This is a genomic window from Niastella populi, assembly GCF_002078015.1.
GTDB classification, from domain to species: Bacteria; Bacteroidota; Bacteroidia; order Chitinophagales; family Chitinophagaceae; genus Niastella; species Niastella populi.
Genome location: NZ_LWBP01000085.1, coordinates 1 through 747 on the forward strand (window position 1 = coordinate 1; position 747 = coordinate 747).

Here is a 747-nt window from a genome sequence, read left to right on the forward strand (position 1 = left end):
TACTGCGCAGTAAAACAGATTGGTTAAAGTGATCATGTACTTTTATCCCCGATGCTTTGAAAAACCATTCCTGGATTGGGGTTAGCACCGCCTCACCACTCACCTCACGTTGATCGGAAATCTGGCTTGTCAGTTCCATTAACCGGGCTAGCTCTTCCAACACGGGTGTTCGCAGCAGGTGTTCCACTTTAAGCCTGTAACCTTGCTGTTTTAGCCTGGCTACTACTTGAATGGACTTGATGGAGTCGCCTCCAAGATTATAGAAACTATCCCTGATGCCGATGCCTTCTCTTTTTAAAACATCGGACCATACCAGGGCTAAAACCTTTTCCTGCTCCGTACCTGGAGCTACATATGCTACCCCGCTGGATAGACCCGGACCTTCAACGTTTGACAGGGATTTTTTGTCTATTTTTCCATTAGCTGTTAATGGCATTGCTTCAATCTGCACAAAGTAGGCAGGAAGCATATACGCTGGAAGCATCTCTTTTAGAAAGCCCCTTAAATCACTTGTGTTTTGCGCTGAGTTGGCTGTAACATATGCAACCAACTCCTTTTCTCCTGACTCGTTCTCTTTAACCAGGACTACCGCTTGTTCTATGGAAGCATGTTTTATCAGAGCATGCTCTATCTCTCCAAGCTCTATCCTATAACCTCTGATCTTTACCTGATCATCTTTTCTGCCTATAAACTCTATATTACCATCGGGAAGCCACCGGCCTAAATCTCCTGTTTTGTATAACCGCT

Annotated in this window: 1 protein-coding gene; it reads right to left on the bottom strand. The window is 44.8% G+C overall.

Annotation, left to right across the window (positions count from 1 at the left end):
• The coding region (locus A4R26_RS09175) for an AMP-binding enzyme (RefSeq protein ID WP_165760205.1) at positions 1-747 on the bottom strand (747 nt) is incomplete at both ends.